A 25,594-nucleotide genomic window follows, 5' to 3' on the forward strand; every position below is an offset into this window, starting at 1 on the left:
GAAGTTAATCCCTCCTAGCTAGTATTTAAATTTGTTTAATGTATTTTTACCCATAGCTTCATCTATGGTAATTGCTTTAATAACTTGTTGTAATGTTCTATTCGTTTGAATAGCCTTAACAAAGTCATTTGCATTTGATACATTTGGCAAGCTTAAGTTTAGATTAATATCATTACTGATATTGTTATTCATTGACTTGTTCGTCACACCATCTAAGCTAAATGCTCTTAATTTTTCAAGCTCTTTGCTAACGTCAGGTAAGAAATCATTTACTAATGTTTCAAACGCTTTGGTTTGCGTTGCATTTAATACACGTTCTTTAGCGTGAAGCATAGCAAAACCTTCATTATTGCCAGTATATCCACCAGTCTTGAAAGCAGAGTAGTGGAATCGACTTGCGTTGCCACCAAGATTATTAATCCAATATCTATACAAATCACCATTATATCCATGTGCATTAATATAATCTTGGACTTTACGTGCGTTTTCTGCACCAATCTTTTGAGTTAACTTACCACTACGGAATGGATCATTACCCCAACCAGAGTTGCCCTCACACCAAATAGCAGCCGCAATGCCTGCAATCGTATCTTGGCTGATATTATTTTTCTGACTTTGTTGTTGAGCTTGTTGTTGCTTTTTAGCTTCTTCCTGTTGTCTACGCAATTCTTCTTGACGTTTCTTTTCGGCTTCCGCTTTAAGTCTATCTTGTTCTGCCTCTTCCTTAGTTCTACCACCCATCTTATGGAAGATGTATAGTAAGTATTCAGTAATAGTAGACATAGATGATAAGAAGTTCGTAGAGTACTCAGAAAGAATGCGTCCAACACCATTATCAGTAGAATTCCAAATTCTATTAAAGCCTTCGCTTACATCATAGCCGACTTTTTCAGAAGCTTCTGTAATTGTTTGTCTGACATTTTCTGAATTTTCATTTCCATGATTAATGACATCTGTTAATAAGCCATCGATGTTGTCAAGGCGATTATTTAGGACTTCTTCGTATTGTGTATACAAATTGTCTAACAATTTTTCTTGGTCGGTAATATACTGATCGTATTCTGACCCTTCTAAGTCTGATTCAGCTTTCTTCAACTGGTCTTTTAAACTTTGAACCTTAGATTGAGTTTCTTCAGAATCATCACCACCAAGAGCATTCAATTGTTTCTTCAAATCAGTAATTGATTTAACTTGTTCTTCAATATCTTTAGAATATTGATATAAATCCTTTTCATTTTGCAAGAAATCTTTGCGCTTATCAATAAGTTTTTGAAGGATATCGAGCATTTTGTTATAGGATTCTTCTGTCAAATCACGGATAGATTTCTTTTCACTATTAGCATTCTGAATCATTTCACGTTGTTGTTTGATATACTCATTGCGTTTATCAATCAACTTAGTGTTAGAAGGGTCTTTTTCAATTTCAGCATTTAATTCGGCTATTTTTTCTTTGTACTTATCGGCTTCTGCCATATAAGCACCATAGTTCATAGCATGAAGGGAATTAATAGCATTTCCTTTATCATTAAAACGACCAGTTTCTTTAACAAAAATATCGTTATCTCCAACACGTAAAATATTTTGCAAGAATTCCGATTCGTCTGTGATATCTGAAAAATACTCCATGCCTTTTTCAAAAATAGACCAATCCATTTCATAGGCTTCGTTTTTATAATCAACTAACTGCTTTTTAGCTTCATACCATGCTTCAGAAACACCGTTGATTTCTTTTACCATTTCATAGTAGGCAGAGCTTCCTTCTTGGACTTTACCTGAATCAAGAGCATCGTACATTGCTTCTGAAAGACTCATATATTGATCATGTAATTTCTCAACATATGCTTCTTGTTTTTTCATCATTGATGTGAAATAATTTTGACCTGCAAACATGCCTTTTCCCTCAATAATACCTAATTGAGTTTCCAATAATTTATTTTCATGTTCAATGATTTCTAATTGAGAAGAGAATTCATCATTTATATTGTCAAATTTTGTCTTAACAATATCACCAAGCTTATCTTCTAAATCTTGAAGAGCATACTCACAGTCCTTGCATTTGTCGAACCATTCCTGAAACTCGCTAATCTTATCTTTTAACGTTTCGTCAGTAATATCTTCAATAGACAACATACCATTACGAACTTTGTTTTTATAATCTTCAGATAATTCAATAGAATTTGCTTTTTGCAAATAAGCATTATAAGCATCTTGTTGTAGTTGAATTTCTTCAGTTACTTTTGTAAATTCATCGCCTAATGTTTTATTACGGTCACTGAATTTACGGTATGCACTTGAAGCCTTTGCATCTAAATCGCTAATTACATCCTCTAAACGTTTAATTTTGATTTCAATCCAATCCATTGTTTCAAGGAATTTATCTGCGTCTGATGCTGCAGCAGCAGCTGTCTGTTTGGCAGCTTGTTTTGCTTGCTGTACGTTACTAGCAGTCGAAATAATTGGCTTTCTATTTGAAGCTCCAGTATAGATGTTCCATCTACCGCCACCCCAAGTTCCGTTTACATAAGCTTGATCGCTCGTTTTGAATAGGGAAGCAGCTCTGCTAATTGTCCCATTTAAGAAAGCTTTGCCTCTACCATTAACATATCCATGCTCGAACAAATCCTTTGTTTGTCTAGCATTAAATATGATATCGCCTTTGTTAATTTTTCTAAACTCAGCACCGTTTTGACCTAATAGCTCCCAACGGCCTGTACGTGAATCAACACGAAGCTCAGGATCTTCTTCACCTACAAGGGCAGTTTCAGTTTGTTTTGCACCCCAATTGCCAGTAGTTCCATTAGCATATGCAGTACCATTAACGTGTGCAGTACCATTTAATTGACCTCCACCAAATATTTTTCCTATCGCATCTCCGATAGTACGTATTGTATACGTAACCGTTCGAACTATATCAGGTGGATTATATGTATCTACAGCAGTACTGTTTTTGTCATATGTAACGATTGCATCTTTTCCACCCGGTTGATAATTATCTGGTTGATCACTATTTAATAAATATCTTGCTAAAGCTTGTTTTTCTGCTGGTGTCCAAGCATCTACGCTTTCGTGATGAGCAATAAAGTTTGCAACTGCTTCCTTTTGAGCAGGAATCCAACTGTCGACATCAGTATGGCCAGCTAGATACTCAGCAATAGCTTGCTTTTCTTCTGGCGTATATCTATCAATGTCACTATGGTCGGCAATGTATTTAACCACTACGTTTTGTTGTTTTTCAGATAATTTTAAATCATCAAAATCATTATAAGCAGAAACGACCTTTTCAGCTTTTTTAGTTCTTGTTTGCGTTTCTGTTTTTGTTTGCGTTTCCTTTTTTGGTGGCTTTTTAGTTTCTGTTTTTGTTGAATCCTTATCTCTTGAATCTTTTACATTAAGGTTAACATCGGTATTTTTAATACTATTGATTTCTTTTTTTAACTTATCAACTTTATCTTTACCTTTAACCTTAACTTCTTGAGTTAAAACAGTAGTATTTTTATCTTTCTTTTTGCTTTTCTTAGTATCCTGCCAAGCACTCTTTTTGATTTCCATCTTAGACAGATAATCACCAGCAGAGCCTGAAGTAACATTCTTAGCATATTTGTTAATCTCTTTTTGAAGAGCCTGTTTTTGTTGCTTGCTAAGTTTTTTATTGCCTAGATCGCCGTTGATTTTGCTAAGATTTAATTGTCCTGCAGCTTTAGGCTGTTTAGCTACAAAAGTATTGATTTCTTTTTGCAAATTTGTTTGAGCTTCTTCAATTGCTTTCTTGCTGACAGGTAAGCCACGCTTTTTGTTATTTTGTAAATTCTGTAAATTATTTGCAGCTTCTTGAATGTTTCCAAAACCTTCCACAATCTTTTGTTGGTTTGTATTCAGTTGGCTAGTGTCCACATGTACTTTTACATTGCTATCACTTAGCTCCCATTCTTTTTGTTGGATTTCATTCAGTAATGCTAAAGCTTGTTCTCCGCCTTCGTCAGATAACTTAATTTTGATATTTCCTTTTTTATCACTAATTGCGTCTAGCAGTTTATCTGCTTGAGATTGGAAATAAGAAGCATCTGCAGAATCCCAATCAACATCCATTTGGGTTCTGTCTTTCTTTTTAATTCCTTTCTTTTTCTGCTTTCTGTTAAGCTCTTTGTTAATTGCGTTTTGAGCATCAACTCTTGTATCTTGTTTTAGTTGTTCAGCTTCTGATCCTCGTTTTGCTTCAAGATAATCAAGCTGTGCATCAAATGCCTTCACTTGGTCAGAACCTTCTTGATAAGCTTCAACAAGAGCCTTTCTTAACTTACGAGCTGATTCAATTTGGTCATCTAATGAATCTCCTGTAGCATTCAAATCAAATTTAAAATCTTTTTGTTCCTGAGAAAGCTTGTCGCTATTCATTAATTTTTTATCTGGATCAAGTTGATCCAAAGAACTAAATGCTTGACCTGCGCTAACTGCTGCATCTCTCATTTCACGAAGATTATCTGCCTCTTCAGAAAAATCTAAGTCTGCTCCTGCACGGTTCATCTCTTTAAACATTGCGTCTACTAAACTCTTATCAAGATCCATAGCTTTTGCTAGTGTTTTAACTGAAGGCATCTTAGTCCAGTCAACATTACCAGCTTCGTCAATCAATCCCTTTGCTTCAGGAACAGTTTTTGCTATGTCTTGAATAAAGTTATTAACACCTTGTCTGCCTTCCGCAAAATAGCGTTGCATTCGACCTTCATTTTGCGCAAACACTTGTTCATACACGTCCGAAGTAGAACCAGACAAATCTTTGTTAGTGAATAACTGTGCATAAGCTTGGAATTTTTCATCACCAATCCAACCCTCATCAAACAATTTCTTAGCATCCTCATATCCTGAACCAATATCTTGTGTTAAAGAATATGATTGAGCATTCTGCCACTTAGTGACTGAATTTGTCATACCTTCAAATACTGATTGGTATTCTTTAGCTTGGTTGATTTGTTCAGAAATATCATCTCTTTGTTTAATTAAACTATACTTTTCAGATGCATCTGAAGTTCTAGAAATTGCAGCACAAAGCCCTTGGTACTGTTTTTGAAGATTAGTAACCTTGTCAGTATATTTCCCATATTCTGTTTTCTCGTATTGACTTTGTAATTTAGATAATTCTTGTGCATTCAAATGCATTCCAGAATATGTCTGCTCAAATAACTTGCTATAATCATATCCTTCAAGAGAAGAGTAGGCATCCTTGACTTTTTGAATATCATCAAGCGTCATACCACTCGAACTATTTGAATCAGTTTTAGCTTGATTAATGGCATCAATTTCTTCTTTAACAGTAGTTAGATTAGCCTTTAAGTCATCAAGACTTGTCATATCAACTTCAACTTTGTATTTTTGAGTTTCATATTGTCTAAAAGCTTCATCTAATGATTGTGCATTTTGAACACACTGATTTAACAACTCTAATTGATCAGCCGTATGTAAAGCATTGTCTTTAATATATTTGCCCAATCTTTTCTTTGCAGTTAACTCTTTTTTAGAAGATTTTTCAGATTTTTTCTGAGTCTTTTCAAACTTTTTAGCGTTATCATAGACATTTTCTACAGCTTTAACCGCATCATTTGCACCTTTTAAATCTAATTGTATTTCAAGCTTGTCTTTATCAACTCCAAGAGTATTCGACAACGTATCTAAATCATTTTCTAAAATTGATTGGATTTTTTTAATGTCTGTTTCGTCTCCAATACCTAATAAATTAGACAATGCATCTTGTGCTTTTTTCGATTTTCCAATTTTATTAAAATATTTAAGAGCATAGTTTTGTAATCCATTATCTTCAGAAGCTAATTTATTAATTGTTTTAGCATTTGTTTTTGTTAACAGAGTAGCAATGTTGTTTGATACGTCATCACTTAGCTTACTAAATTCTCCATCACCTTTAGTTAAAGTCGTTATATAATCATTCAGTAATTGTTTATTTGTAGCAGCAGTTGCTTTTATGGCTTGTTGTTGTTTAGCCATTCCTGTCTGCAAATCGCCAGATTTTAAAACCTTTTGCCAATCTTCGTATGATTGAATATTTCCAAACATACCTTGTAGATATTTCTTAGAATCATAGGCTTCAGTAAAATTACCATCAACACCATTCTCAAATAATTTTTTAACTTTATCAAAATCATCTTTTGTAGTGTATGTTGATAGTTCTTTTAAGAGGTTATAAGCTTTCTGATTACCATAGATTTCATCATAATAATAACCACTGCCCTTTTTAATTCCGTCCCATCCTTTAGATAAATAAGTTGCAAACTCATTCCACCATCCAGACGTACCATTTACATGTTGCGAATTTTTTTGATATGCTTCAGCATTTTTTTGGATTCTAGATAATGCCTGAGATGATTCTTGTTTGTCTAAAGCTTCATTTAAAGCTTCAACATTACCTTTAAGATTTAATATTGCATTTCCTTGAGCGTCATAACCACTAATTGTCTCAGGTATAATACTAGCAATTTGCTTATTTAAGTCTAAATATCTTTCGTATTCGGAAGATGTCAATGATATATTTTCATTGGTATTTGTATTAACACCCTTAGATAAATTCGACCATTCATCCTGAATTGAAACAACCGCATCTTTATTCTTTTTTAAAGCCGATGTTTGATTTTTATAAGTTGTGCTTGCTTTGCCAACCGCTTCTTCTGCTTCTTTAGCAGACGTAGTCATTAAATCAAACGCTTTTGAGCCAAGTTCCCAAACCAACATTGCAGCTCCGATGCCAGTAAGAACTTTACTAAATCCAGTCATAGATTTCCAAGTGGCACTAACAGCACTTTTTGTTGCATTCCAATTATTGTTTAAACTACTCAAACTATTTCCTAATTGATTATTTGCTTGAACCACTTCACTGGCATTGGCTTTATAATCTTTAAATGCGTTTTTAAAAATACCAAAAAGACCATTTTCACGACCTTCTGCATTCTCTTTCGTCCCTAATGTTTTGAAATCAGCCTTGAATGTACTACCGGCTTTTTTAAAAACATCAAAAATGCCGTATTTTCCTTTTAAATCATTATCTTGTTTTAATTCGTTGTTAGCTTTAGTTAAGCTATTTAACAAACCACTGCTCGCAATTCCTATAAATCCCGTCATTACTTTTGCAGTTGTATTACCAATACCTGGTAATTTCTGCGCTGTTTTAATCATAGCGTTAAGAGCACCAGTAATGCCATTAAAGCCAGTTACGACAGTGCCAATATTACCAGCACTAATAATTGTATTGAAGAAATCTTGAATGTTAGCTTTTGCATGATTCAATTTTCCTTCAACAGAATCCATGTATTTGTCTTGTACTTCATCTATGAAGTTTGTGTCATCCAATGCGCTTTGAGCTAATTCTTTGGATTCGCCCCAAGTACTCATCAATGCTTTGAATGTGTTGATGTTTCTAACCTTTCTGTTACTTTACCTTGTTAGTAGGTAATTAACTATGTAATAACATAGCGGTTAGGACGTTAATCCTAACTCTCACGTTTCATTTTTAAGTTATATCGTGAGTTCAGACCATACCTTCACCCTCAAAAGAGTAGGGGAGTAGCATATCCTATATAATTACTTATATAAGTGTGGTCGTTGCGGGATTTTGATTAATTAATAAAAATAGAAACAAATGTGCTAATGCACACCTGTTTCTTGGATTACATTATATTTAACAAGTTGATCAAAGAGATAATATTGTAAATCATCATACTCCCAATATGGAATTTCTATCAATGGGATGTTTTTGGACTCGCAGTATTGCCTTTTAATTTCATCATGTTTTTTTGTATATTCATATTTATCTTGTGCTTCTTGAAAATTTTGCGTCCCAAATTTTACTGGCTTATAATGTTGTTCTCCTTGGTATTCAATTAAAATATTGTTGTCAGTTAGATAGTAATCAAAAGGTAATGCATTAACATCTTTGCACTCTTGGAAAGATTTTTGCGGTATATATTTTATACCCCAAGAATCTAACATATCGCCGACTTCTTTTTCTTTGATAAATCTTTGACTCTTTGGACAACAGGAAGAGCGGTTTAAAATATCACAAGGAGCACTTTCAAAATCATAATTATGTATAGTACAATGGAATTTCATTTTTGTACTACGATTAATGTACGGACTTTTTATTTCTAATTCAGGATGAATTATTGCTAGTTCTTTAGCAAAATCTTCATCGCCTTTTCCCATACGATTTCTAATATCCTCCTTATAACATTCGTCACATCCAGATTTTCCATGAATCAATCGATACGCAGATTTTTCAAATTCTTTTTGATGTAATGTGCAAAAACACTTCATATTACTTTGTATCCCATCATATCTACTCAATAATTGAATATGAGGATTCAAATCGTGTACTTGTTTTTCAAAAATTTCATGACTTTTTGTGTTAGCAGTATGTAAATGTTCTTTTCTACATTGTTGACACCCATTATAACCCCTAACTAAATTAGATGGGGAAACATAATTTTTTTCGTGATGAATATTGCAAATACACGCAACCTTTTCTGTTTGTCGTACATATTGACTCACAACAGTTACAGTATCTTTAAATACATCATAAACTTTTTGAACAAACGTCTTTTGTTTTAATTGTTCCATAATTGGCATTTGACCAGCACAATACCTACAACCTTTATTTCTTCGCAAGTTTTGAGTTTGTACAAATTGAACACCCATATCTCTATGCTTAGGACAAATGATTTTTACATATTTAACACCATCAACGACTTCAACTCCAATAAATTCAAAACCTTTTTGTTCTGCTATTTCTTGATAATAAAAATCAGGCTTCAACGAAGCCTGACGAGTTCTTTCTCTGCCGCATAACATACATCCTTTACCTTCACGCAAATGATAATAACTAATTTGCTGTTTGCCATGTATAGGACAAATATAATCTAGTTTTTGAGTACTATTTTTATATTCTTCCTTTGGTGTTAATAATGTGTATCCTCTTTTTTCAAAATCTTCTTTTGCTTGTTCATATGTATATTTTTTTACACTCATGTTTTCTCCTTTTTAATCATTTAATTAATCAAATCTTACCCACAGAGTTGTCCACTTCTGGAGTTTCTCTGTTTTGAGCTACTTTTTCTTATCGTATATTACTATACGAAGCGAGCATTAGATTCATACCCGCTGCTTGTTCTGAAATATAGTTCACTATGTATACTATTTTCATAATATCGCAGACTATATCTTCATCCCATAGGGATGCTTGGCACTTCAAATGGTATCCATATCCACCTTACTAATTAGTCGTTGCACTTTGCTATATAAATAGCCTTAGCACAGGATTGCCATATCTTTTCAGACTGTAGGTTTCCCTGTTAGCACATATATTAATTATCATTTCCTATAATTACTTAATCGTTATATGTACACCCACTGGATAAACGTGGTTCACCAAGTTGCACTATATTGTTACCAATATAGGACGCTCATTAATATATCCATATCTATTGACTTAGGGCATATTAAAACTAACGTTGTGCGTCAGAAAGATTTTTCCACTTACCTGATAACTCATCCAAGATTTCTTCTAAATCTTTGAAATTACCTTTATTATCGTAAGTACTAATATTAACTGACGCTAAAGCTTTTGCGGCATTTGAACGATCTGCGTCAGATACATCACTATCTGCCGATTTACTACGGCTAATTCTAGCCATAATTGTTTTATAGGCATTACCTATAGTTGACATTGTATTTACAAGAATCGTTACTTCTTGCGAATTAAATTCCTCATACTCTCATATGAGATTAGACCATTTCTTCATCCTACCTAAATAGGGTAGGAGTGTACCATTTCCATTTAAATGTTTTCACATACTTACTTAAGCCGTACTCCTATTGCTATAGATATTTATTCTCTAGTCTATAGCCCGACATGGGGATGGTCGTTGAACTTTATCCATATAAGTTATACTTACTTAGGATCTTAGCTGCAGATTCGCCATTGTTACATCTCTACGTTTTCAAACATTCACAATCTAGTTTCCTGATTGTTGTAGTGCAGAGCTTTAGGCATTTCCTGCAATTAGATACATTCTAAATACATATTGCTATGTATTAAGGCTCAAACTTAACCTTCTAATCTGGTCATTTCGGAAATTTTACCGACTGACGCAGCATATTTTTCGAAGCTTAATCCAGCTTCGTTAGCAACACTACCCGCAGTTTGGGTCGCATCACTCATAATATTAATTCCTTTGGCAAAGTCTATGCCAAGACCAGCAGATATTTTTTCTAATGAATTGACAATTCTGGTCTCTTGACCTTCCATTCCATCAAACTGATTGATACATTATATTGATTTGGTTCGTTACACCAAATATAGCTTACGCTTTCACATAAGATTAGACCATTTCTTCACCCTCTCTAATAGAGTAGGGGTATACCTTTTCCATTTAAGGGATTTTCACCCACTCACTTGAGCCGTACTCCTGTTGTTATAAAAAAAATAACCCTATAAAGGGGATGGTCGTTGAACGTCTTCCATAATATATAAAATATATTTTAGGAATTTCGCTGCAGATCTGGGATTGTTATAATACTTAGGTTTTTGACCATATATCATCTCTACGTTTTTTCTGCTTTCGCACCTTCATAGTCTAGTTTCCTGACTATTGTGGGGTAGAGCTTTACCCTTTACCTGCAATTAGATATATTCTTGTATGCACATTACTGTACATATGAGCTATCGTTAACTCCTTGCACCTGATCGGCGACCGTACTAATATCCTGACCAGAAGCATTCTTTAATTTGATGGTTGCTTGTGATTTTTGTAATACAGACTCTGTAGTCTCGTTAGCATTGGCATAAATCTTTGCAGCATCAATTACATCAGTAGCCGAAGTTCCTAGTTCTTGTCCTGTACTGATTGCTTCTTTGCCTAAGTTTTGCAACTGACCTTGTGTTGCCTGCATTGTCATGCCAATATTTGTTAAAGCAGAATCATATTCCTTAACAAAGTTAATGCCTTGTTTTACTTGCGCTAAGATTTGGTTCTGAATTTCAGCACCTGCAATATATTGCGCTAGGTTTTGAAATTTTGTTTTAAATCCAGATAACCATTTTTCACCAGCAGTTTGATATTGTTCAACTTTTCGTGTTGCAACACGAACACCTGCTTTTGTTGAAGACGGAGAAACGCTATCTAAATATGCACGTTGAGTAACCTCTTTGTCGCCAACCCGTGTTGTGTAGTCGTACATATCTTTTTGACTGTTCACCTTTTTTAAATTCTTGGCTTCAATTCCTTCGGCATTTAAAGCTTTCGTAATAGCATTAATTTTGTCAACATCACTTGCATTGCCAAATCCTTCTTTAAATTTAGCTTGAGTTTGAAGTAGCTCGCCATTAGAGTTTAAAATTAGATTTTCAGCTTTTTTATATTTTTGAATCGTATTCAAGCTTCTATCTAAATCTAACAATTGCATACGCTCATCATTGGTTAATGAATCGCCAAGTTGTTTATCTTTAAATGTATTTACGATTTTTTCTGCCTTCGTTTGACATTCATCAAGTTCTGTCTTGACATCACTAATTACGTTGTAACCATTTGCTTTGTAATTTTTCAAAATTTCTTTAGCGTTATCAAGCTTTTTAAAATTAGCTTCACTCCATTTTTTAGATGAACCTTCTTCTCCAGAACCTTCTTTAAGAGTTGTAAGCTCCTCTTTATGTTTGGACTTTAAATCCGTTACATCTTGTTTTAATTTAGTGTTCTTAGCTTCGAGTTTTTCATTTCGCTTCTCAATTTTCTTAGCATCGCTGAGATGCTGTTTAGCCTCTTCCAATATTTCGTTTGCAGCGTTTTTTGCTTCGGTAACAGCCTGTTTCTTATATGATTCAAGTTGTTTGTTCATTGTTTTAGAATCAGAAAATTTCTTAACACCAACTTCATTTAAATTCTTTTTTAAACGTAGAACTTCATTATTCATATCTTTAAGAATCTTCATCGGTGCATTAGCAGCTTGATTAACATTCTTAAATGCATAATTAAAGGACTGACCAATAGATTTAAGGTTTTGAATTGTACCTTGTAAATCATAATCGTTCAGTCCTTGTGTTAATTGTTTAAGATTTTTTAATGAATCGCCAGTTTTAATGTTGATGCTAACTGTCTTACTTTTAGGTATAGACTTAATGCTTTTTTTAACCGAATCAACAGATGGCGTAACAGATAATTTAATCTGCATACCTGTATTAGTTAGATTGTCATTGTCCTGATTCTTTTTGGTAATTGTCTTCTCAGAAGAATTAACAAATGTCGAGCCAATTTGAGTTCGTATCCTTGCAATATCATCATCACAGTTTAAGTTCACCTGAATAGTAGCTAGGGAAGACTTAATTCGAGCTATTTCATCATCAACCTTCAAAGTGACAGGAATATCCATTAAAGCAGTAGTTAATTCTTGTCGAATCTGTTCGACACTAATTTGTGGTTTGACTTCATTTTGCTTTGCTGTTAACTGTTGTTTAATAGCCTTAGTATAAAATTCATTTAATGAATTATAATCAAACTTAGGCATTTGCAACAATTCTTCCATACTCTCAGGAGATAAATCCTTTAAAGATTGTTTGCGTAATTGTTTTATTTTTTGAATCACATTGTTATATGTCGACTCAAGCTTGCTCATAATTTCTGAGTATTGTCCGATATCATATCCTTGATACGCTTTACTGTTTTGTAAATCATTAACAATACTCTTAGCAGATTTGTTTCGACCACCTTGAGATGTAAAAGTTGCATCCATATCGCCATTTAAATCCTGATAGCGTTGCATATATGCTTTTAATTTAGTCAACCAAGTTGTTTCATAATCTCCATTAGCAAATTTTTTAGGATTGGCATAAAGTTTTTGAATTTTTTTAGTTATACTGTCCAATTCTTTAGAATTTTCGCCACTAATTAAATCATCAAAAACACCACGAGTACGATTTTTTAAACTTGCCGTCAATCTTGATATATCTTTTTCAACAGACTTATATAAATTTGGATGCTGTACAAGATCGTTTAAACCGCTTTTTAAATCTTTTAAATTATCAGCATCTAAACCAACTTTGATTTTTTTATCTTTAACTAAACTATCAAGTTGACTTAAATTTGATTTATCTACTTCAGCAGTTAAATGTATTTTTCCGTTTTTCTCAATTCGCTTCACACTATCTGCAAGACTAGTTACTTTTGCTTCTGCTTGAGATGTGTTGCAATCTACATTGATTGTAATGGTTTTCGAACCATAATTTGCCATAATATCAACTCCTTTCCTTAATTAATATCATTGGAAATCATTTGTTTTAATTGTTCCTCTACAATGTCCCAGTCAGTTGTTGTTTGCATATATTGATCTAAAGGTTCATCCATTCTATGAAAACAAGGATTGACCCAATCTGAAACTGTACTATCTGCCGGCAAACCAATAATTCCTTCTTCCCAAATTAATTTAGAAACATATTCTTCACTTGGTTCGTTTTTTTCGAGGGCAATACCATCCTTGGCCTTTCTGGCTTTCCACGCTTCAGCTCTTTCAAAATCTCCAACACCTTCCGTGAATGTATATGAATGAAAAGTAATGGTTGCATTAATCCCAGAAGCGCTAAAACGAGTGTCGACATGTTGCTGCTTATCAACACTCCATCGAGTTCCGTCACCAATAACAAACCACTTTAAAATCATTAACCCACGTTGTCTTTTAATATAATCTTCATATTTTTCTTGATTACGCTTGATTGTGTCCGAAATACGTCTCCTTACTTCTTTTTGTACTATGTCTATAATCCACAAAAGAGAACTATCCATAGAAATATCATTCCTTTCCCAAATTCAAATTGCACACTTTAAGTAACAAATTGTAATCTGCGTCTATATACCCTAATACAAGAGGAAGAATATCTGATTCCATTAATTCATCAAAACACGAATAACTCATTTCGATATCAATGTTTGTATAATATTTGATAACTAACAAATGAAAATATACGAAACCAATAAATGGAATTGCACCGTTAAAATCATCTTTATGCTGTTGAATAACATTTTTATATTCTTCAGCTAATTTAAATTTGTCACTAGTCTTTAAATAACGTTTCACAGAGCATAACTGATCAATAGTTCTTTTCCCTTGCTGTGCTCTGTCTTTAATCTGATTAATTTGAACCATATTACATCAACTCTTTCTTGACTTTATTCATATCAAATTTTTCCATTTTGCTAAAATCAGGCATCTTTTTGGCAAACATAGTTACTCCCTTAGACAAATATTTAGTTAATAGATTAGGGTCAACTCTATCTAAAATCATATTGATATGGTCACCAAAATCTTGCAATAATTCAAATGAATCCTTCATTCGTTCAGCAGCAATAGATGGTAATGAATATTCTTTTTCTTTATTTACACAAGCAGCATTAACAATACGCACAAAATCTTTATAATCTTGACTAACTTCTTCAATTTGATTAAATACACCATATTGATTTAATTTGTCATAGACATCTAAAGCAACGTCTTCTAATTCAATATTTGTATACAAAACAACGCCATATAATCTAGTATTTAATTCCTTCATAACTTCATCAATTACACCAACGCCATTATCCATTTCGTCACAAACGTCTTCTGCAATTAATTTTGCATATGCAATTTTTCTATCAACCGGTACAACTTGCTGTACAACTTCGTATTCTCCATTTTGTTCAACTTGTTCTAATTTGATTTTTTCCATTTTCCGTTTCCTCCTATAAAATTATTACTTTAATTTCTGTGCGTGGATTATCTTTGTCGTATCCACACATCAATGTTAATTTTTTTAAATGTAAACTATCATCGTCCACAATAAAACCACTCTCGGTAAAAGAATCCAAAATGAATTTGGGCACACAATTATCTGCATCAACACGCCTTTTTGTCGGCATATAATTTGTAAATTCCATTTCAAATTCTTCTAAATGTTTATCTTGCAACCCTAGTTTATTGATGTACCATATTCCAAAATCTTTATATTTTTGCTTTAATGCATTCATTTGCACCCTTGGTAAAATAATCCAAGTATTTAAAGAGGGAATAGTGGGTCTTTCAATCGGTTTCTTTTTTGCTCTAGGGTGTTGCCTAAAATAAAATTCGGCATATTCATCAATTACCGAATTATCTATTACAATATTAATTTCCTTCACGATTACTTAACCATTCCTCATAAGCTTCATGACTATCCGTCTTATCTACAATGAAAACCAAAAGAGGTTCACCAGTTTTAAAATCATTGCTAGGATAGAAGTCTAAAATTTCTACTTCCTTTGACATATAGAATGCCACTTGTTTACAATTCACCAAACGAGCCGTTTTATTCGGATCGTAAATCTTTCCGGTTGTATAACTTTTCTGCATTAACATTTTCCATTTCCTCCATACAAAAAAAGGGCTATAATCTAGTGATTATAACCCATAAATTTAATCACTATCTTCGTTTCATCTTCTTGATAGATTTATTTTTAGGAGTTACGATCACATCTTGTGCTTCGATTTCTTTATCCATTTGCATAGTTACGACCTTTTCCTCCTTCTTGTCTAACGACAAAATATCTTTAATAATGCGTTTTGTCGCATTACTAAAGTTTTCGATTTTACTAATATCTAATTGTTTTACTTCGTCTAAAGCACGCTCACCATCAATTGTTTTTGCATTATAACAAGACGCTACGTTATAAATACGTCTACAGTTGTCTGAACAAAAACTCATCATCCAAGACGGCTTATGACTATCGCATGAATTACAGTAATGATATTCCTTGCCGCAAATCACGCATTTAACGTTATTCTTTTCTTTCATTGCTTAACCTCCATAATTGCACTAAACAAAAGCGAGACGAATTCTCGCCTCTCTTTACTACAATAAGGCGCAGAATATCTACGCCTTAATTACATTATTCATCGTCTTCTAAGAAATAAATTGAATACAATTCTTTATTAGCTGAGCAGTAATCAGCCTGAATGTCACCCTTGAAATCCAAAGTAGAATCTGATTGGAAATCCATAGTTGTTTCTGGGCTTAATTTAGCACTCTTAATTTCGATAATACCTACTTTACCTTCAACAGCATCACATGCTTCATAGATTACAGCACGAGCTACTAATTTAATAGTTGAAGGGAATTCTTTAGCGTTGTTAGTAAAGCCAACAACATTTTCTAAATCTGCATCATAAGTGATTAAGTAAGAAGTAACTCCTGTTTGTGCACCGGTAGGTAATGTTAACTTGCTTCCCTCAGTAACGAATGAAGCTTTTTCAGCAGTTGCAGCAGTATCTACTGTATAAGTTTTAACAATTGCAGCACTTCCACTAATACCTGCTACAGTAATAGTTCCTTCTTTAGCTCCAGTTAATACAACCTCAGTTGTACCAAAAGGAACTTCTTTTGTCATTGTTACAGAAAGCTTAGCATCTGATCTTCCTTCTTTTAAACTTCCGCCACTAATCAATGCCTGAGCACCTGCGTGCAACAATGCATTCTTGAATGTAAATGTACCAGTTTTACCAGTATAGATTTTCTGAATCAAGTTTCCTTGAGCATCTTTAACTTCTTTGCTTTCAGCAGAGATTTCAATACTTCCTTCAGATACGTTTTTCAAAACTGCCTTTAAGGCATTTGTTTTTGGATCCAATGCTGCAACAGTTAAGAAACGGTCTACATAATATTCACCCAATTTAATCATATTAATTATCCTCCTATTTTTAAGTGTCTATAAATTAAAAAGAGACAAGCTACTTGTCTTTTGGTTTGTCATCTTCTTTAATAGAAGCTGGTATAACCTCGTACAAATCTCTTGTCCAATCTAATTCCTTATCTAAATTTTTCATTTTGCTAGTATCTAGCATTCCTGAGTATATGCCACCCAGTAAAGCATTTGATGTATCAATTACTCGAATACGTTTAACAGCATCCATGAATTGAAAAAATGTCAATTCTTGTACTTCTTGCAAATTGTATTGAAAGCCTGCATGATTTGTAACAGCAGAAAGTAAAGGGAACAGAGTTGAGTTTTTCCACAAAGTATTTCCTTCTAATTGTGCCTTTGCTTCCATATCTGCTTTCTCGCCATCAATAACTAATTGCTTAGAAAACTTTCCTTTGATCTTTTCAACTTTTGGATTTGAGTTAAACACCATTCGTAAGTAACTAACTAATTTTTCATATATTTTTCTATCTATTTGAATTAACGGATTCACTCTATTAATTAAAATGTAATCTTCATTTTCATCTTCTAAAACATCAAACTGACTAAAATCTAAATCACCAAATAATATAGAAGTCTTTTCTGGCTTCATATTTGAAACAAGCGAAATAAAAAGAACAAAATCATCCATTTTGTTCCAATCTTGTCCTGCATCCCACAAAGCAACTCGCATTGATGTAGGATTGCATGTAAATAGAAATATAGTATGCCAGAAATTTGACTCGCCAAAATCTATAATTTCTTGAATAGTAGGTTGATGAATAACAATATCATCAGACACTACAAAATCGTCACCTTTATAGATTTGAGCAACATCAAAATCTGTATATGAATAAGCTTGATAATTCATTATCTACCATTCATCTTCTTGTGTAAATTATTTGGTGGAGAAGTTGTATACACAAGCTCACGATAGTAATAATCATCAGCAGTAACAGCTCCAGTATCTCTAGTCTTCAATAAAGTAAGACCAAAATCGCCATTCCAATCAAAAATATCTTTCACAATTAGAGCCATTAAATCTTGACGAGAAATACCCCAGTCAGTAGTGGTTTCGCCCTTATAAGACACAACTCTAAATGTAATAGTTCGTGTTACACGACTATCGTATGTACTAATAGAATCATTTACTTCAAAACAAACATAGTTTTTAACTTCATGCTTTAAGTCAGGAAGCCTTAAATAATCAAATATATATTTATCTCGATATAAATCACCGTTATCTAAATCTGAAGATCCAATATCCGTTGCACGAATACAAGATAACAAATCTTGATTACTAGTTAACAACTCCATAATTTTGTGCTTAGTTCTATAGATTTCATCTTCATGAACCGCTAACTCTGCACCCAAACTACGTTTTAAAACATCTCTAATATGAGTAGACAACTTTGGTTCTTTTACGTCATCTTTTGGTTTAAATGCCATTATCTAACGACCTCCATTTCTACAAAACTGTAATATGTTTTATCTGCATCGTAAACTGCAATCTTAACAATATATTTAGCTAAATCTAAATTTATACATTTGATATTTAATTTGTCTTTATCTGATTCAATTATAAAATCATCTTTTAATTCATCTATTTGATATTCTTCACTGTCTATGAAGATATGCCAATCTGGTACTGCATCAGGATCTTCACATAACGCAAGAACCGTAGCAAACTGCCCATTAATATAAAGTTTAGTAGCTTCGCATTTTAGTAAGAATTCTTTCGGTTCAGGCTGGACTTCTTCTTCTACCCGTGCGTTTAAACAACTACAAATATAATGATATTGTCCTCCAAACCCATCAGGTAAGTCTTCTGGTTTATCATCAAATTTAAAACTAGACAAATCATCAGGCAAAATGCCACAATAATCTGTATGAGCATTAAATAAAACCTGCTCTAAATATAAAGCAGTAATACCCAAAGGCACTGTATCTTTTATCTTAATAACCTCAAACACTTGAGGATTTTTTAAATCATCAGAAACCATTAGTCTTGATCCTAAATGAATAGTTTGGCTTAATTTACTAGACGGTAACAATATATTCATCTCACCATAAATATATCGACCACCTAAATCATTATTTTTTGGCTTTGTGGAATTTTCGGTTATACTAGAGGAATCTCTCATTACGCATACAGCCCTATGATATTCATTGTTATCCATCCATTCCAAACACCAGTTGCATTTAAGCGCATTGTATCTGTCCATTGCTGATCGATCATCTTTACCAACGATTAACCATTTTTCAAATAAATTTTTCGATATATCTTTTACATCAATATAGAAGCCCAATCTTTCTCGTCCATCGTTTTTGTAAAATTTATCCTTAAACTTAAATTCTGGATTATAATTCGGCATGAAATGAATCATATATTCAACATCACGCCCTTGGGCACTATAAGTTTTATTTTTTTCAAATTTAAAATCCACTTCTTCAAGTGGGTTCATATCCCAATCATAAAGCATACCGTGTCGATAGTTTTGGTCATGGGAAAAGTTTTTAGCCTCTATAATATTAGTGCGCTCCGTAATAGCTGCGCCTAAATTACCTTGAGGCATAATTATCTGCATCCTTTTATTAAAGATATTACTCATCAGAATCACCAATCTTATCTACCAAAGCATGAATGTCCAAGATGATTTTTCGATATCTTTTATGATTATGATTTTCTTTGTCTTGATATTCAATACGTGCAGATTCAACTAGATTCATCATTTCAACAATTTGAGAAGGGAAGTTTAACAAAGAATTTAAACCAGCCAACTTTTCTTGTACAATCTGAAAATATGAATCTAAAATGGGATTTTTTTCATCTTCGTACACAAGCAACCAATGAATTTGCCCATGAAGTCTTTTCTTAAACTCTTCAAACTGCTCATTAGTAAACTTGCCATATTTATTTTCAACCATTATTTATCACCACCTAAATAGTTATTATTTCTATAGTGATAACCTCTGGCTAATTTCCTAGCTTCTTTATAAGCTTTGGTTTGTCTGGTCTTCATAGACTCAGCCAAATCTTTTTGACTCGTCCATTTTTCACCACTTACACCAATCATCATAACTGTAGTTTCAATAGAATTGATTTTTTGCTCATACCACGAAACAACCATGACTTTAGATAAAAGTTCTACCTCTAAATTATTTAAATCATCAGTAAACTCCATTAAATCATCATCTTTATTGTTTAAATCATGCTCTATCATTAAATCATCGGCCGTCATCATAGCAATTGCATCATTTAAATAACCAATTAGAATTTCATTTTGTTCTGATTCTTCAAATTTAGGTAAAATTTCATCTTCAATTCTTTTTAAGAAGCTATTAAAAATAGTTTCGTAAGGTGTCATTTAAGCACCTCCTATTGATATAGACTTAATTGTTCTGATAGTGCAGTATGATATAAATCATCTAATAAGCGAATTTTTCGAACATCATATAACGCTCCGTCTTGCATTAAAGTTGAAGCAACGCTCTTAACTGTTTCCTTCAATCCAGAAGGCAGCGTGATCAAAATGCTACGCAGTTCTTCAACAGAATCATTTAATAATGAATCTTCGATCTCTTCTACGTCAATCATAGCGTCATACAAATCCTTAAGTTTTGGGTTTTTATTAATAACGTCTTCATCTTCAATTAATAGCAGTGGTTCATAAATATATTTAGAATATCTATTAGTGATTTCAGCCAATAAGTCTTGATATTCAACATATTGAATTTCACCTAATGTCTCCCAAACATATACATTTCCACTTCTACGTCCAACTAAAGTACATGATCCGGCAAATACGCTTTTCACTTCAATTAAATCATCTTTTTGAAATTCACGAGGTTGTTCAGTTGGAACAACTTTTTCTTCGACAACTTCTTCTACTTCTTTTGCCACTTCTGCAGCGACTTTGTCTTTTTTTGAAGCTGTCTTTTTTGCAGGAGTCTTTTTAACAGAACTTCTGCGTGCTGATTTCTTTTTTGTTTCTTCCATAATTTTCTCTTTTTCTCCTTAATTTAAAAAATGCAAGACACGCACGTAGCGTACCCGTTGCTCCTTGTACCTACTAATTACGTGTCAAGTAACTCCTTGTACACTGGTACACGAGCTAATGCAAATGACATATTAATTACGCCATAAGATACTCCTTCTACTCTAGTAGACGAGCTAAAAAACTGCTACACAAATGCATAGCAGTTGAATTTATAATTACAAACTAACCTGTAATTTTGATTGCACCGAAGTATTTACCTACTACAGTAGCAACACCGAATGACTGTTGATATTCGAAAGTCATCATATCATCTTGGCGAGCACCTTTTTCAGTAACTTCGATAATTTCTGCATCACCTGCATTAACGAACTTAACAAATTTGTCCATTCCGACTGGCATTACAAATAATTTATCAGATGCAATCATTCTTTCTAAACCAGAACCTTTACGAGCTAATCGTTGAGGTACCTCTACTCCATTGTGTTTAACATTTATTTTCCAATTTTACCCATGTTAATTGTTCTCCGGTGATTGGGTGTACACCGCAATGTTTTCTTTTTCCATTAATACAATTTGAAATATGATTTTTATTAAAACCGTATTTATCTTGAACTTCTTTTGCTCCCCAAAAAGATTCATCTAATTCTGGACTATATACAGGTGTTGCACGTGGATTCTTAGCTCCAGTACGTGATTTACTCATATTTAACCGTGCTTCATCTGATGCTTTTACACCAAGCCTAGCCTGTCTAACCCTCTCACCGTATTCTGGTGGCATTTTTTTACCATAATTCCACGCCCTTTTATTTGGGTCAGGTTTATAATTTATATGGCTTTTCTTGCCAGCCTCAATGAGTTTAGCACGAGTACTTTCAGCAATTATTCTATTTACACCTCCACCACATTGAAGGTTATACCCTATATTTTCATCCATTGTATTCATTTTTAAAATATAACTAGTTTCTTTTTCGTCTAATTCATCAATATTACATAATTCCAAAATCGAAAAATCAAAACTATCTTCTCCGTATTTATTCCAGGCAAATTGCAAATGTTCATTTACGTGTTTACCTTTATTTAAATAACTTTTATGGACTTTCCATCTTTTGTGTATATTTTTAGATTGTCCAATATATTTTTTATTATTTACCGTATTTGTTATACAGTATATTCCACACAATTCTTTCATTTTATCAATCCCTGTTCTTCTTTTATTTGGAAAATAAAAATGGGTCGCTAACCCTGTTGTTCTTTTAGAACCTCTAGCTTTCGCTAAGAGTGCAGACTATATCTTCATCATCAATAAATGACGCACACCACTTCGGCTTGCCAATCGCTTGCAAACCTACTCCCTTACGGGATAGTCGTTGAACCTTGCTCTGTTCGAGCCTTGGCTGCTGATTGCCCATTAAAAAAGAGCAGGGGATTTAACCTCGCTCTCATATAAATATTTCTTTTTACTTTCGTAGCATTCACGCTTAGGTATATTTCATCCTTACGTTGTAGCATATTTATCTTTAGGGTTTTCCAGCAATTCAATGTGTATTTTTACATACAAATTTCTTTATACGGCGTCTATAATAGTTTAAACGCAGTTCCCTGATATAAACCTAAACGGCCTGTTTCATATTTTTCATTCTTAGCGTTAGCTGAAATCCAGTTAACATCTACTAAGTTTTCTAATTTTGCTAAAGCACTTGAAGTACCCATAATAACTACCTCAGAGTTGTCATTAGCAGCAGAAACATTTTCAATTAATTCATCTAATTGTCCTTTAGTTTCTTTTGAAATTGCCATTGCTTTGTTAAACATTGAAGAAACTGGTAATTTATCTCCTACGTTCATCACTTCTGCGTAAACAGTATCTTTAACTTTCTTGTCAAATGCTTTATATACAGCATTTACTAATTCTGCCCAGTCTTTACGTCCAGTTAAGAATAAACGAATGTCTGTACCTACAGCAGCTGCATAAGTTGAAGTAGTTACTGTATAATTCTGGTTACCACCTAATCTTTGGAGCATAATATCGTGGTGATCTCCACTTACTAGTGCAGTTGTTAACATAACTTCTTCTTGTGTAACAAAAGTAGCACTGTCTCCGTCTGCAATGTTGTGCATATCAACAAATTGCATGAAGAATGGGTCGTTGCTCCATCCAGTCACTAACATGTCATCCACAATATCTTCGATAACTTCGAAAAATTCATCTTTGTGATGTTTCAATGCACGTTTTACTAATTTCTTGTTATTTAAATCTTCTGGAGCTAATTCAAACAATTTTAACATTGCTGTACGAATTGTTTCATTAGCTTGTTCTTTTGTCACACCATCTTGGTATGAATTATAAGCAGCATCTTTTAATAATGCTTTAATGTTATCTTCTGTAACATTTTCTACGTTAAAATATTGTACTAAATTCTTCATGTTCGTCTAAACTCCTTCCTTAGTCTCCAACAGTCCATTTTCCAGATGCATAAGTTAATGTGTTTTTAGCTGCTGGTGTCTTGTCGAATAAATTTGCTGACAATTCCCAAATGTCACCTTCGTGTGCTCTATATCCACGAGCAATTTCACCCTGTGCGTTATAGAAGTTTGCTTCGCTTTCAAATTCTTTTGTAAATTGTTCTGCAATCATTGGAACTGAACGAATAATTACAGCATCACCAGCTGCAGTAATACGCACATACCAATTTCCATTAGCTGCTTGTTCTAAAACTACTGCTGCTAATCCAGTAGGTTCTTTGACTGAGAAATATTGCATTCCTTGCCATTCGTTTAACGCTACAACTTCACCATTTGCACGGTCTTTATCCATCAATAAGTCGTACATGTGTTCGCCACCTTTTCCGGCTAACACGTTAGTAGGGAAAGCATAGCCATGTTTTGTAATTTGATATTTAATTGCCATTTTAATTTCCTCCTAAATTTTTTATTTTTTAAATAAGTCCCCATATGGACTGTCAATTTTGTTTTCAAAGCTAAACACTTGATGTCTAGGCATAGAAAAAGACGCATTTTTAGGTGCGCCCAAACGTTTAATAACTTTTCCATAAGCAGAATCTGCTTTTTCTTTAAATTCATCTAAAGAATATTTATCCATACTAGCTTTTAATTCTTTAAATTCTTCTTCATCTAAATATTGAGAGAATGTCTCATCTTTGATTAACACATCTTCTTTTGATTGACGTGCTTCATTTAATTTGTAAGTTTCTAACTCACTAACCATTGCAGAATAGTTGCTACGCATTTCATTCAATGCCGCATATTCATCATTAGTTAAGAATTCTGCATGCACTTGATATGGCTCATCAATAAGAACTAGATTATCATTTGCATCGAATTCGTATCTTTGACCAAACAATTCATCATCGTTTCTGGTATAAATTCTTGCAATAAAATAATTGTCATACACAGTAAGTAAATCAAGCCAACCAGTAAAGTCTGGATCGTTTTCTATTTTGCTTAACGCTTTATAAATCTTTCCACGTTTAGCATCATGACTTAATTCAAAAGAAACTTGTAAATCACCATTCTCCAATTCATTAACAGACAGAACGGATTTTTTCTTTTCAGACTTTTTGCCTTCTTCATCATCTACAACAACTTCCTCAGCAGGTTCTAGCTCCTCTGTACTTACTGTTGTTTCTGTTGTAGATTCTTGAGTTCCTTCAGCAGGCTCTTCTGTACTTTCAACTGTATCTTCAGCACCTTCTTCAGCTCCGGCATCTTCAAACAATTCTGCAAATTTATTTTCTAATTCTTCATCAGACATATCAACATAATCAAAATCAATATCTTCTGCTGTCTTGTTATATTTAGCTAATAATTCTTCAAATTTGTTCATATCCTCATTACCTCCTTTCTGTTCGTTATTTTCAAAACATCCATCACTAGATGTATTTGACATAAAATCTTCCAATGTTACTTTTGCTCCTTCCATCCCGGGCAACACTTTTTCGACCTTACCAGTCTTAACGTTCACCTTAGAACCAAGCAACGTAACACCTTTAATAAAGAACGATTCAATATTTAAGGTCTTGCTCTTAGCATCGAAAGAGAAATCTTGAATTTCTAGTTCGACTGAACAATCACTACCATTCTTGTTTTTTAAAATTTCACAAGCTTTTGTATATTCTTCATAAACAACTGCCTTGCCAAGAACGTAATATCTATCCTTCTTCTTTTTATCTTCTTCTAACCACGGTTCATCATTTGTAAAATGTCCAATAGGACTTTCAAGATATTCAATCTCTTCTTCTCCGTCTGCATTCACAACTGTTCGTCTGTCGTGTTGTTTGAAATCATAAGATCCATCAGGCAACTGATGAATATATGCTAATAACGGTCTGTTTTTAATAGAACTCATATATTTTTCAGTATTTTCTTTAGAGATAAATGACTTGTTTCGATTTTTTCCAGTATGGAAAATCTTAACTTTTAATCCCATTAAACCTTCAGTTTCTTGAATTTCATCATCTTCTTCAGCTTCAAAGTAGCCTTGAGTTGAAACTACTAGACGTTTATTAGAATCTTCAGCAGAGAAGTGAAATATATCGTTTTCTACACAACATTTATACAAATCATCAACGGTTAAAATACGTTGTTTTTTATCCATTTGAGCCTTCACCACCTTTCTCAAAAATAAAAAAAGAGTCCAGTAAAGGACTCATCTAAAAATACAAAGTATTCGTAAATTCTATATTTAATTTTTCAAAATTTGCTTGTAATTTCTTAGGTTCATTCACAAAAACATACATACCGTCATTATTGTGAATTTCTAGTAAATTCCAAGACATAAGCGTTTTACGCACGTCTTTATCATCCGTAACAATAAAGTTTGAGTTTTTCTCATTCATATCC

Annotated in this window: 24 protein-coding genes; all 24 read right to left on the reverse strand. The window is 33.2% G+C overall.

Annotated features, from left to right (window positions below):
* Positions 1 to 18: 18 nt before the first annotated feature.
* The 24 genes from LJE08_RS00055 to LJE08_RS00170 all read right to left on the reverse strand — a co-directional run bounded on the left by LJE08_RS00055 (position 19) and on the right by LJE08_RS00170 (position 25,590).
* Positions 19 to 7,392 (reverse strand): hypothetical protein, encoded by a 7,374-nt coding sequence (locus tag LJE08_RS00055; RefSeq protein ID WP_227401999.1) that lies wholly within the window; start codon positions 7,390 to 7,392, stop codon positions 19 to 21.
* Between the two features lie 252 nt (positions 7,393 to 7,644).
* On the reverse strand, positions 7,645 to 9,024 hold the full coding sequence (locus LJE08_RS00060) for a hypothetical protein (protein ID WP_227402000.1): 1,380 nt from the start codon (positions 9,022 to 9,024) through the stop codon (positions 7,645 to 7,647).
* 476 nt (positions 9,025 to 9,500) lie between these two features.
* Positions 9,501 to 9,722, reverse strand: coding sequence for a phage tail tape measure protein (locus LJE08_RS00065; RefSeq protein WP_227402001.1), 222 nt, complete (start codon positions 9,720 to 9,722; stop codon positions 9,501 to 9,503).
* Positions 9,723 to 10,102: 380 nt separating this feature from the next.
* Positions 10,103 to 10,303, reverse strand: a complete 201-nt coding sequence (locus LJE08_RS00070) for a hypothetical protein (protein WP_227402002.1) — start codon at positions 10,301 to 10,303, stop codon at positions 10,103 to 10,105.
* Between the two features lie 398 nt (positions 10,304 to 10,701).
* Positions 10,702 to 13,278, reverse strand: coding sequence for a hypothetical protein (locus LJE08_RS00075; RefSeq protein WP_227402003.1), 2,577 nt, complete (start codon positions 13,276 to 13,278; stop codon positions 10,702 to 10,704).
* 17 nt (positions 13,279 to 13,295) lie between these two features.
* Positions 13,296 to 13,826, reverse strand: coding sequence for a hypothetical protein (locus LJE08_RS00080; protein ID WP_227402004.1), 531 nt, complete (start codon positions 13,824 to 13,826; stop codon positions 13,296 to 13,298).
* Positions 13,827 to 13,833: 7 nt separating this feature from the next.
* The gene (locus LJE08_RS00085; protein ID WP_227402005.1) at positions 13,834 to 14,187 is read right to left on the reverse strand and encodes a hypothetical protein; all 354 of its coding nucleotides are present in this window, start codon (positions 14,185 to 14,187) and stop codon (positions 13,834 to 13,836) included.
* A 1-nt stretch (position 14,188) separates the two neighbouring features.
* The gene (locus LJE08_RS00090; RefSeq protein ID WP_227402006.1) at positions 14,189 to 14,749 is read right to left on the reverse strand and encodes a hypothetical protein; all 561 of its coding nucleotides are present in this window, start codon (positions 14,747 to 14,749) and stop codon (positions 14,189 to 14,191) included.
* A 13-nt stretch (positions 14,750 to 14,762) separates the two neighbouring features.
* A complete protein-coding gene (locus LJE08_RS00095; protein WP_227402007.1) occupies positions 14,763 to 15,197 on the reverse strand; it encodes a hypothetical protein in 435 nt (144 codons plus the stop codon).
* Positions 15,184 to 15,414, reverse strand: coding sequence for a hypothetical protein (locus tag LJE08_RS00100; protein WP_227402008.1), 231 nt, complete (start codon positions 15,412 to 15,414; stop codon positions 15,184 to 15,186). The genes LJE08_RS00095 and LJE08_RS00100 overlap by 14 nt, the downstream gene beginning before the upstream one ends.
* A gap of 64 nt (positions 15,415 to 15,478) precedes the next feature.
* Positions 15,479 to 15,850 carry a hypothetical protein gene (locus tag LJE08_RS00105; protein ID WP_227402009.1) on the reverse strand — a complete coding sequence of 124 codons (372 nt, stop codon included), beginning with the start codon at positions 15,848 to 15,850 and terminating at the stop codon, positions 15,479 to 15,481.
* A gap of 94 nt (positions 15,851 to 15,944) precedes the next feature.
* Entirely contained in the window at positions 15,945 to 16,733 is a 789-nt protein-coding gene (locus LJE08_RS00110) for a hypothetical protein (RefSeq protein WP_227402010.1), read from the reverse strand.
* A gap of 49 nt (positions 16,734 to 16,782) precedes the next feature.
* A complete protein-coding gene (locus LJE08_RS00115) occupies positions 16,783 to 17,604 on the reverse strand; it encodes a hypothetical protein (RefSeq protein WP_227402011.1) in 822 nt (273 codons plus the stop codon).
* On the reverse strand, positions 17,604 to 18,182 hold the full coding sequence (locus tag LJE08_RS00120; RefSeq protein ID WP_227402012.1) for a hypothetical protein: 579 nt from the start codon (positions 18,180 to 18,182) through the stop codon (positions 17,604 to 17,606). Before LJE08_RS00120 ends, LJE08_RS00115 begins: the two co-directional genes overlap by 1 nt.
* Positions 18,182 to 19,309, reverse strand: coding sequence for a hypothetical protein (locus LJE08_RS00125; RefSeq protein ID WP_227402013.1), 1,128 nt, complete (start codon positions 19,307 to 19,309; stop codon positions 18,182 to 18,184). The genes LJE08_RS00120 and LJE08_RS00125 overlap by 1 nt, the downstream gene beginning before the upstream one ends.
* A gap of 28 nt (positions 19,310 to 19,337) precedes the next feature.
* On the reverse strand, positions 19,338 to 19,661 hold the full coding sequence (locus tag LJE08_RS00130; RefSeq protein ID WP_227402014.1) for a hypothetical protein: 324 nt from the start codon (positions 19,659 to 19,661) through the stop codon (positions 19,338 to 19,340).
* On the reverse strand, positions 19,661 to 20,101 hold the full coding sequence (locus tag LJE08_RS00135; protein ID WP_227402015.1) for a hypothetical protein: 441 nt from the start codon (positions 20,099 to 20,101) through the stop codon (positions 19,661 to 19,663). Before LJE08_RS00135 ends, LJE08_RS00130 begins: the two co-directional genes overlap by 1 nt.
* A gap of 11 nt (positions 20,102 to 20,112) precedes the next feature.
* Positions 20,113 to 20,733: a hypothetical protein gene (locus LJE08_RS00140; RefSeq protein WP_227402016.1), complete on the reverse strand. Its 621-nt coding sequence runs from the start codon at positions 20,731 to 20,733 to the stop codon at positions 20,113 to 20,115.
* Positions 20,734 to 20,956: 223 nt separating this feature from the next.
* Positions 20,957 to 21,160, reverse strand: a complete 204-nt coding sequence (locus LJE08_RS00145) for a hypothetical protein (RefSeq protein ID WP_227402017.1) — start codon at positions 21,158 to 21,160, stop codon at positions 20,957 to 20,959.
* A gap of 58 nt (positions 21,161 to 21,218) precedes the next feature.
* On the reverse strand, positions 21,219 to 21,923 hold the full coding sequence (locus LJE08_RS00150; protein WP_227402018.1) for a GIY-YIG nuclease family protein: 705 nt from the start codon (positions 21,921 to 21,923) through the stop codon (positions 21,219 to 21,221).
* 386 nt (positions 21,924 to 22,309) lie between these two features.
* Positions 22,310 to 23,158 (reverse strand): hypothetical protein, encoded by an 849-nt coding sequence (locus LJE08_RS00155; RefSeq protein ID WP_227402019.1) that lies wholly within the window; start codon positions 23,156 to 23,158, stop codon positions 22,310 to 22,312.
* A gap of 19 nt (positions 23,159 to 23,177) precedes the next feature.
* The gene (locus LJE08_RS00160; RefSeq protein WP_227402020.1) at positions 23,178 to 23,642 is read right to left on the reverse strand and encodes a hypothetical protein; all 465 of its coding nucleotides are present in this window, start codon (positions 23,640 to 23,642) and stop codon (positions 23,178 to 23,180) included.
* Positions 23,643 to 23,663: 21 nt separating this feature from the next.
* Positions 23,664 to 25,349 (reverse strand): hypothetical protein, encoded by a 1,686-nt coding sequence (locus tag LJE08_RS00165; RefSeq protein ID WP_227402021.1) that lies wholly within the window; start codon positions 25,347 to 25,349, stop codon positions 23,664 to 23,666.
* A 55-nt stretch (positions 25,350 to 25,404) separates the two neighbouring features.
* Positions 25,405 to 25,590, reverse strand: coding sequence for a hypothetical protein (locus LJE08_RS00170; protein WP_227402022.1), 186 nt, complete (start codon positions 25,588 to 25,590; stop codon positions 25,405 to 25,407).
* Between the last annotated feature and the right edge of the window lie 4 nt (positions 25,591 to 25,594).

This window comes from Holdemanella sp. DFI.5.55 (genome assembly GCF_020593575.1).
GTDB lineage: Bacteria > Bacillota_I > Bacilli_A > Erysipelotrichales > Erysipelotrichaceae > Holdemanella > Holdemanella hominis.

Coding starts and splice junctions, on each gene's coding strand:
- LJE08_RS00125 (WP_227402013.1), bottom strand. CDS start 19,309: ATGCCTCAAGGTAATTTAGGCGCAGCTATTACGGAGCGCACTAATATT.
- LJE08_RS00165 (WP_227402021.1), bottom strand. CDS start 25,349: ATGGATAAAAAACAACGTATTTTAACCGTTGATGATTTGTATAAATGT.
- LJE08_RS00150 (WP_227402018.1), bottom strand. CDS start 21,923: ATGAAAGAATTGTGTGGAATATACTGTATAACAAATACGGTAAATAAT.
- LJE08_RS00075 (WP_227402003.1), bottom strand. CDS start 13,278: ATGGCAAATTATGGTTCGAAAACCATTACAATCAATGTAGATTGCAAC.
- LJE08_RS00130 (WP_227402014.1), bottom strand. CDS start 19,661: ATGGTTGAAAATAAATATGGCAAGTTTACTAATGAGCAGTTTGAAGAG.
- LJE08_RS00090 (WP_227402006.1), bottom strand. CDS start 14,749: ATGGAAAAAATCAAATTAGAACAAGTTGAACAAAATGGAGAATACGAA.
- LJE08_RS00065 (WP_227402001.1), bottom strand. CDS start 9,722: ATGTCAACTATAGGTAATGCCTATAAAACAATTATGGCTAGAATTAGC.
- LJE08_RS00110 (WP_227402010.1), bottom strand. CDS start 16,733: ATGATTAAATTGGGTGAATATTATGTAGACCGTTTCTTAACTGTTGCA.
- LJE08_RS00160 (WP_227402020.1), bottom strand. CDS start 23,642: ATGGCAATTAAATATCAAATTACAAAACATGGCTATGCTTTCCCTACT.
- LJE08_RS00145 (WP_227402017.1), bottom strand. CDS start 21,160: ATGATTGCATCTGATAAATTATTTGTAATGCCAGTCGGAATGGACAAA.
- LJE08_RS00060 (WP_227402000.1), bottom strand. CDS start 9,024: ATGAGTGTAAAAAAATATACATATGAACAAGCAAAAGAAGATTTTGAA.
- LJE08_RS00140 (WP_227402016.1), bottom strand. CDS start 20,733: ATGGAAGAAACAAAAAAGAAATCAGCACGCAGAAGTTCTGTTAAAAAG.
- LJE08_RS00170 (WP_227402022.1), bottom strand. CDS start 25,590: ATGAATGAGAAAAACTCAAACTTTATTGTTACGGATGATAAAGACGTG.
- LJE08_RS00105 (WP_227402009.1), bottom strand. CDS start 15,850: ATGAAAGAAAAGAATAACGTTAAATGCGTGATTTGCGGCAAGGAATAT.
- LJE08_RS00100 (WP_227402008.1), bottom strand. CDS start 15,414: ATGTTAATGCAGAAAAGTTATACAACCGGAAAGATTTACGATCCGAAT.
- LJE08_RS00155 (WP_227402019.1), bottom strand. CDS start 23,158: ATGAAGAATTTAGTACAATATTTTAACGTAGAAAATGTTACAGAAGAT.
- LJE08_RS00135 (WP_227402015.1), bottom strand. CDS start 20,101: ATGACACCTTACGAAACTATTTTTAATAGCTTCTTAAAAAGAATTGAA.
- LJE08_RS00085 (WP_227402005.1), bottom strand. CDS start 14,187: ATGGTTCAAATTAATCAGATTAAAGACAGAGCACAGCAAGGGAAAAGA.
- LJE08_RS00070 (WP_227402002.1), bottom strand. CDS start 10,303: ATGGAAGGTCAAGAGACCAGAATTGTCAATTCATTAGAAAAAATATCT.
- LJE08_RS00080 (WP_227402004.1), bottom strand. CDS start 13,826: ATGGATAGTTCTCTTTTGTGGATTATAGACATAGTACAAAAAGAAGTA.
- LJE08_RS00120 (WP_227402012.1), bottom strand. CDS start 18,182: ATGGCATTTAAACCAAAAGATGACGTAAAAGAACCAAAGTTGTCTACT.
- LJE08_RS00055 (WP_227401999.1), bottom strand. CDS start 7,392: ATGAGTACTTGGGGCGAATCCAAAGAATTAGCTCAAAGCGCATTGGAT.
- LJE08_RS00115 (WP_227402011.1), bottom strand. CDS start 17,604: ATGAATTATCAAGCTTATTCATATACAGATTTTGATGTTGCTCAAATC.